This is a genomic window from Ectobacillus funiculus, assembly GCF_004138295.1.
Lineage (GTDB): Bacteria > Bacillota > Bacilli > Bacillales > Bacillaceae_G > Ectobacillus > Ectobacillus funiculus.
Genome location: NZ_SCFM01000038.1, coordinates 21,052 through 28,525, shown reverse-complemented (window position 1 = coordinate 28,525; position 7,474 = coordinate 21,052). Strand labels below are relative to the sequence as shown.

Genomic DNA, 7,474 nt, shown 5'->3' with positions numbered 1-7,474 from the left:
GCGGAAACTGGTTTTAACAACGGTAAAATGATGGCGAAAAACAAGCGGAATCTGCTGCAGCCATCAATCAATGCCGCTTCATCAATTTCACGCGGAATCGTTGCCATAAAACCTTTGTAAAGCAATACTGTAAACGGTAAATTCAGTGCTACAAGTACAAGGATGATTCCCGGCATCGTTTTAAATAATCCGATTCCATCTAATACCTAAATTGTCGGTACGATTGCCGGCGGGATAATCAGCCCTGCAAGGATCAAAAAGTCAAAGCAACGTGATGCTTTGCTGACCTTGCGCTGCAGCACATACCCTGACATAGCGCCAAGGATAATGAGCAACAGGATAGAAAATCCGGTAATGAGAGTACTATTAAAGAAAGCACGAATGATCATGCCGTCTTGCGCTGCTAGTACAGCCTTCATATTCTCTACTAGCTGGAAGGGGCTTGGCCATGACATATTCAGCAGCGCAGACTCCTGTGTATCCTTCGCAGCATTCACGAGAATAAAGTAAAATGGAATCCCAAATATGACTAAAGTTGATAGTATGGCGATACATTCCACTAGGAATTTCCGAACCCTTTTACCCGTCAATCCCTTGTGTTTTTCAGGAACAACAGATGGTGTTATATTTTGGTTCGCTACCTTGTTCATCATAGGTCCACCTCTTTTTTGTTCAAATAAGCATATAGCGGGAATGCCAATGCAGAGACAAGTAGGAATAAAATTACATTTCCAGCGGTGGATAGGCCATAAAAGCCTGCTTGGTATTGCTTATAGATAATAGAAGCAATTAAATCTGTGCTAAAGCCTGGGCCACCCTTTGTCATTGCCCAGATTAAGTCAAAGGAACGAAGACCACCGATAAATGCTAGAATGATAACAGAGTTCATCGCAGGACGGCTCAGCGGCAGGATAATGTTCCAGAACTTGTGCCAGGCGTTTCCGCCATCAATCATAAGAGCTTCATAGTAATCCTCTGGAATAGACATAATCCCGGCGATAAAGATTACAGTTGCCATTCCTACACCCTTCCACACATCAACCAATGCGACGGAAAGAAGTGCGATTTTGCTGTCACCTAACCAGTCTGGACCTACAATCCCTACTGCTTGTAATGCCAGGTTAATCAATCCTTGCGTCGGGTGCATCATCATTGCAAATGCCATCCCGATTGCGATTGTACTTAAAAGAGTTGGGAAGAAGACCATAGAACGGATAAAGCTCACTGTTTTGAGCTTTGAGCTAAGGAATACACCAAGAAGCAAGCCAAGAATGACCTTAAGACCACATGTCACAATGGCGTAGATAATCGTATTTTTAAATCCGATATTCAGAGAAGGCTCTGTCAGAAATGTTTTAAAGTTTTCTAATCCGATAAATTTCCAATCTGTGAGGGACCACCATGTCATACTAAAAAATAAGGACATAACGGTAGGAAGTAAGAAAAATACAAAATAAATAATGCCGGCTGGAATGAGAAACATATACGTATATGTCCGATTTGTAAGACTATTCATTTCGCTGAATCTCCTCTCTATAACTTAAGTTAAAGAAAACTTGCCGATTGGCGAGCCCCGCCCTTAGGCGAAGACAGAGGCGTAGTTGCACTTATACTGTATTCCTAAAATTTCTCGCTACGTCGAATGATCTTCCGGCTAGAAATTTATCCATTCCTACAGTGCAAAAAGCAGCCCTGTCGAGCACTGACAGGGCCTCGCTTTTTAAGTGTAACCTCAGCAGATTACCAGCCCTTTAAGCCAAGCTGCTTCGCTTGCTTTTCTACGTCTTGATCGTAGGCTGCCGCTCCTTCTTTCGCCGATTTCATACCGCCGCCTACCTCTGATGTGATTTGTGGCAAGTTTGGTCCTTTTAACGGGCTTAAGAATTCAAGTGCCGGTGCTGTTTTGCCTTCGTCAAAGTATGGAATCATGTCTTTTACTGCAGCATAGACATTGTCCGGAAGCTTTACATCCTTGATTGCAGGTGGACCATCAGGAGTTGCTTTAGACATGTATAGCTGTTGAGATTCTGGAGAAACGAAGAACTCTGCCCATTTCTTTGCTTCGTCTACATGCTCGCTTGCTTTGTTAATATAAATAGCACCCGGTGCCCATGCTGTGATACCATTTTTGTCAGCGCTGTCACCAGGCTGCGGGAAGAATCCAATATCATCAATTTGATCTGGATACAATTTTGCAAGGTTTGCTAGTGCGAAGGAAATCATTGGATATTGTACGCCTGTACCCTCAGCTAGCATTTTTAATCCTGCCTCATAACCTGTCGCGTTGAAGTCTTTGTTCATGTAGCCCTTTTTGCTGATTTCCTCTAGTTTTTCAAAGCTTCTAAGGGTGGCTGGTGTTGTCGCCATTTTCGCCTTATTCGCTGTGAAATCTTCTGGGAAGGATGGGCTTTCTGCTAGAACATTATAGTTGTCTGCAAGGAGAATAACCTGAGATGTCCATGTATCCTTGTATGTGCCAATAACCGCTGTTTTACCAGCTGCTTTAATTTTTTCATTGTTTGCCATCAGCTCGTCCCATGTTTTTGGAATAGAAAGACCAAGCTCTTTATATACCTTTTTATTGTAGAACCAACCGCCTGAGTTGAAGGTGCCAACAGGAACGCCGTATACCTTTTTGTTTACTGTTACCGCTGTCTTAAATGTATCCAAAATTGTGTCCATATAAGGTTCATTTGTGAGATCCACAAAATTCTTCTCTGGATTTAATGCTTGCATAAGTGAACCTGAGTTATACGCTATTAAGTCTGTTGCGTCACCTGTGGAAAGACGTGTTTTAATTAGGTTGTCACCCTCTGAACCGCCTGGACGAGTTTCAATTTCAGTCTTAATGTGGTATTTTTTCTCAAATTCTGCTGCAACAGCTTTGTATCCTTCCATTGCTGCAGGACTTTGGTTATCCATTAATAATGTAAGAGTTGTTTCTTTAGAATCTCCCCCGCCCGAAGCGCTTTTGCTATCACTGCTGCCGCATCCAGCTAAGATACCTGCAAAAAGTGCTGTCGTAGATAATACCGCTAAGATTTTCTTTTTTGTTTTCATCATGCTATGCTTCCCTCTCCCTCTAGTAGTAAGTGCTTTCGCACCTAATAACAAGTTTGGAATCGCTTTCTTTAAACTCTACAGAAATATCTTTACATAAAAGGTATTACTAAATAATTGCGTAACGTACAGCTTGATAACCTGTTTCTTAATCTCTGGGGCCCTTTGATTTAACTTAATTGTAAGTGCTTTCAAAGGTATTTGTAAGTGCTCTTTTTTTGTATTACGTCTGTTTTTTTTGGATTCATACAAAAAAACAATACATTATAACTACCACCGTTTTTATTTATTTCTGTTTTAGAATCTGCTCGATACTCTTCATAAGTGGTTATATAAAACCATAAAAAACCCCTCCTTCACAATATGTGAAAAAGGGGTTTGTTCACTCAAAAGGAATCCTTATATTGCCCTGGCTTCATCCCAACATGCTTCTTAAACAGCTCTGAGAAATGCCGATAGCTATGATACCCTACCTTCTCGCTAACATCAGCAATCTTATAGCCTTCCCGAAGCAGCTCCTTTGCACGCTCCATGCGCAGCTGTGTTAAATATTTAATATAAGACTGACCCATTTCTTCTTTAAACAGCAGGCTGAAGTAGGTAGCATTCATCCCGACATGCTCCGATACCTCCTGAAGCGTTAGGTCCTCATTATAATGCTGCTTCATATATGCACAAGCACTTTCTACAGCTTCATGCTTAGCGTTAGAGCGAACATCGAGTGTCCAATCCATCAGCATCTCCATTTGAGCGCGCAACCATGCAAACATTTCCTCTTTTGTACGTATGCTTCGTATCTCTAGATGAGGCAGATAGTCCGCCTGACGAATTTTATATACATCCTCTCCTGTTTCCTTCGCTATCTCCATAGCTAGGTACACAAGCTTTAGTATTTCGCGTTCCATAATATCAGGATTCAGTCTTTCTGATTCTAACTGCTTAATAAAAAGATCAAGCTGCCCAAGCAGACCTGCTTTATCCCCGGTACGCATATAAAAGATAACTGCCTCTTCTTGCTCTGATAGACTTGCTGGAATTTTTGGATTTTCCCCGATATCTTCAAAGCGAGTCCACCCTTTCTCCTCCATAAACTGTCCATACCGCAGTGCTTGTAAAGCCTCTCGGTAGCTTTTCCCAGCATCTGTGATTTGCTCATATGTCCGGCCAACACCAGCAGGCTCCGTCCAATATAAGAGCTGATTCCAGACATCTGTTGCGTCCTCCTGAAAATGAAGGACAGCAATCAGATGCTCTAAGCCGTTTCGTACATGAATTGCCTGATAGGAATCAGCATCATCTAAGGTAAGATCATCTCTAGAGAGAGCAATAACAGTTACACCTGTAACCTCGTCCGCTTTTCTCCCAAAAGAATCGCGCCACTTCGCTTCTGCTTCCTCGCCGCGAAGAAGCAAATCTAACGTTGCCTTCTCCAGCAGCTCCTGTCTGCTGTCCTCCCATTTCAGCTGTAACGAGGAAACCGCTTTCTCCCGCTCTATTCTTTCGATGGTTTTTGTGATCGCATCCTCAATCATCGGAATTGTAATAGGCTTTTCTAAATAATCAGCCACACCTAATTTAAGCGCGCGCTTTACATATTCAAATTCATTAAAGCCGCTAAATACAATGCACATTGTATCAGGTGCCGCAGCTAATATCTTTTCAATCACCTGTAAGCCGTCCATACCAGGCATACGAATATCTGTGAATACAATATCAGGACGATGCGCTTCAAACAAGCTCCACGCGGCATTTCCATCGGTCGCTGTACCTACTAGCTCAATTCCGTATTTTGACCAGTCAATCATTGCCTGCAGTCCCTGCAGTACAATATACTCGTCGTCAAAAATTACTGCCTTTAGCACAATTTTATTCCCCCTTCGCATCTTCTCGGAAGCGAATTTCAACGCTCGTTCCCTCACCAACTACGCTTGAAATATTTAATTCACTATCATTTCCATAGCATAGCTGCAGCCGTTCTCGGACGTTGCGTAAGCCGTATCCCTGCTCGATCGCATTCATATCCTCTATCCCAACACCGTCATCCTTAACGGTAAAAACTATCCAACCGTCCTCGGTTCTGCCTGTTACATGAATGCTTCCCTCTCCGACCTTCGGCTCTAATCCATGATAAATTGCGTTCTCCACGAGCGGCTGCAGCAGCAGCTTAAGCATTTCCTTATTCATTAAAGATGGATCAACATCCTCAATATACTGAAATCGATTATGATAGCGCATATTTTGAATCGTCATATAATGCTGGATATGCTCTAATTCCTGTGACACCAAAATCATATCCTTCCCATTATTTAAGCTCAGTTTGAAGCTTTGTGACAGCGCCACTGCCATTTTGGCAAGGTCATGATTGTTCTGTAAAATGGCCATCCAATACATTGAATCTAGTGTATTGTATAAAAAATGCGGCTTAATCTGCGCTTGCAATGCTCTGAGCTCTGCCTCTCTTTCTTTCAATTGAGCACTGATCAGCCGTTCATTCAGTTCTTTATTTTCAACTGTAATTCGCTCAAATGTTCGCCCAATTACACCTATATCATCTGAATGAGGCTCCTCATTTGAATTCCATAAGTTTCTCGTCCAATCCATTGCCATATTTCTCAGCTGTAATAAAGGACGAGCGATCGTCCCAGATACCATAAATGAGAAAAATAAAGAAATGAAAGCAATAAAGAGGGAAATGGACGCCGTTACAATTCCAATCCGGTTCGATTGCTTAAGCAGTTTATTTTCCTTCGTAACTTGCGCAAATGTCCAACCTGTTGTCTGATTGATATCACTGCTTACAAGATATCCTTTCTTCTGCAGCTTCGCAAAGGTTTCTGTGGTACTTTTCCCAAGACTGTCCTTAATCTCAAACGATGGAGGATAATTATAGATCGCTTGTACCTTATCATTAGAAGCATCCAGCACAACAAATGAACTGTCCTCACTCTCCTTAAATACCCTTGAAAACATAGATTTTTTAATATTTATAACTAACAATCCCGTCGTCACCGGATTAAATAATTGTTCAGGATCTTTTAATAGCTTCACCGAGGAAAATGTGCTGCCGAACCCGCTTCCTGTTAGGACATTGTAGCCAAAAAATACTGCTTTTCCATTCGCCTTTGCGCTCTTTTGATACCAATCATTGAGAGAAATTTCTCCATGTACGCCCCCAGTTCCATATATCCCCGTACTGTTCGAATTTCCATAGCATACCGAATGATTTTGCACATCAAACAAGCAAATAGAATCAATATCCTGTGTATCAATTAGATAGCTTGCAATTAGATTCTGGATACGTTTCGTTGTACTCTCGCCAAGAACATTTTGTTCGTCACCTTGGGCTTGTGCACTCTCCTTTAATTGTTGATGAACATCCTTGTTCCATGAAATGAGACGCTCCATATTGATGACATTGCGAAATAATAAATCTGCAACCTCACTTGATGTTTGAAGATGATTTTGCGTTGACTCCATTTGGTTTTGCAGCAAGGCATCCTTAGCAATATTGTAGGAAAGGAATCCAAGCAAAAATAAGGGCGGAATAGTCAAGCCAATCAAAAAAGTAAAATACTTGTATCTAATTTTTTCGTTTTTAAATCGTAACAGTCGCTTTTGAAATCGTTGCTTCATTGTACAACCTGCCTTTTACAAAAGGTTAACCACTGTAGTGATAACCAATATTTTCTTAGTATACTCGTTTACATTGCTACTATCATACACTTCTACTCCAATACAAAAAAGCCATGAGTATTTATTCTCTTTATACTCGCGGCTTTTTGATTCCTTAAAGAAAATTCGCCGACTGGCGAGCCCTGCCCTTGGGCGAAGACAGAGGCGTAGCCCTATTTATACTTTATTCCTAAAATTTCTCACTACGTCGAATGGTCTCCCAGCTAGAAATTTATCCTTTCTTAAAGTGTAAGAAAGCCTAAACTTGTAATGAAAAGCTAACTCGATGTATCTGAAAATCTTGTGAATAGTCGTATATTCTCCTAATTCTCTGTCATGCGCAATAGAACTTAATGGCCCTTAACAATTGTCTAACTTAATTGTAAGTGTTTTCATTTTTCTTGATAAGTATCTATTTTTTGGTTTATGTCTGTTTTTTTTGTATTTCCTTTCTCATTCATATAAAAATTCCGCCCAAACTTAATAATGCTAATGCACAACAAGCCGACCGCTATGCATTTGACTTGTAAATATTATCGAGAAAAATTTGAACTAAAAAAACTCGCCAATTGACGAACCCTGCTTTTGGCGAAGACAGAGGCGTAGTTGCCCTTATCCTTATACTGTGTTCCTAAAATTTCTCGCTACATCGAGTTGGCCTCCAGCTAGAAATTTATCCTTTCTTAAAGTGAAATAAGACGAGCCGAACACATTAACCTGGTTCGGCTCGTCTTACTATTTT

At 41.1% G+C, this 7,474-nt stretch carries 6 protein-coding genes; all 6 read right to left on the bottom strand.

Features of this window, described 5'->3' with window-relative positions:
• Positions 1-176 (bottom strand): ABC transporter permease subunit (locus EP737_RS26330; protein WP_246040315.1); only part of this gene is annotated, 176 nt, incomplete at its 3' end.
• A 30-nt stretch (positions 177-206) separates the two neighbouring features.
• Complete coding sequence (locus EP737_RS19540) at positions 207-650, bottom strand: ABC transporter permease family protein (protein ID WP_246040314.1); 444 nt, start codon at positions 648-650, stop codon at positions 207-209.
• A complete protein-coding gene (locus tag EP737_RS19535) occupies positions 650-1,516 on the bottom strand; it encodes a carbohydrate ABC transporter permease (RefSeq protein WP_129730094.1) in 867 nt (288 codons plus the stop codon). The genes EP737_RS19540 and EP737_RS19535 overlap by 1 nt, the downstream gene beginning before the upstream one ends.
• 224 nt (positions 1,517-1,740) lie before the next feature.
• Positions 1,741-3,063 (bottom strand): ABC transporter substrate-binding protein, encoded by a 1,323-nt coding sequence (locus tag EP737_RS19530; RefSeq protein ID WP_129730092.1) that lies wholly within the window; start codon positions 3,061-3,063, stop codon positions 1,741-1,743.
• A gap of 383 nt (positions 3,064-3,446) precedes the next feature.
• On the bottom strand, positions 3,447-4,922 hold the full coding sequence (locus EP737_RS19525) for a response regulator (RefSeq protein ID WP_129730090.1): 1,476 nt from the start codon (positions 4,920-4,922) through the stop codon (positions 3,447-3,449).
• Between the two features lie 4 nt (positions 4,923-4,926).
• Positions 4,927-6,693: a sensor histidine kinase gene (locus EP737_RS19520; protein ID WP_129730087.1), complete on the bottom strand. Its 1,767-nt coding sequence runs from the start codon at positions 6,691-6,693 to the stop codon at positions 4,927-4,929.
• Between the last annotated feature and the right edge of the window lie 781 nt (positions 6,694-7,474).

Excerpts from the sequence above, each read along its gene's own strand:
- EP737_RS19520 (WP_129730087.1), bottom strand. The coding sequence starts at position 6,693 with ATGAAGCAACGATTTCAAAAGCGACTGTTACGATTTAAAAACGAAAAA.
- EP737_RS19535 (WP_129730094.1), bottom strand. The coding sequence starts at position 1,516 with ATGAATAGTCTTACAAATCGGACATATACGTATATGTTTCTCATTCCA.
- EP737_RS19540 (WP_246040314.1), bottom strand. The coding sequence starts at position 650 with ATGAACAAGGTAGCGAACCAAAATATAACACCATCTGTTGTTCCTGAA.
- EP737_RS19530 (WP_129730092.1), bottom strand. The coding sequence starts at position 3,063 with ATGATGAAAACAAAAAAGAAAATCTTAGCGGTATTATCTACGACAGCA.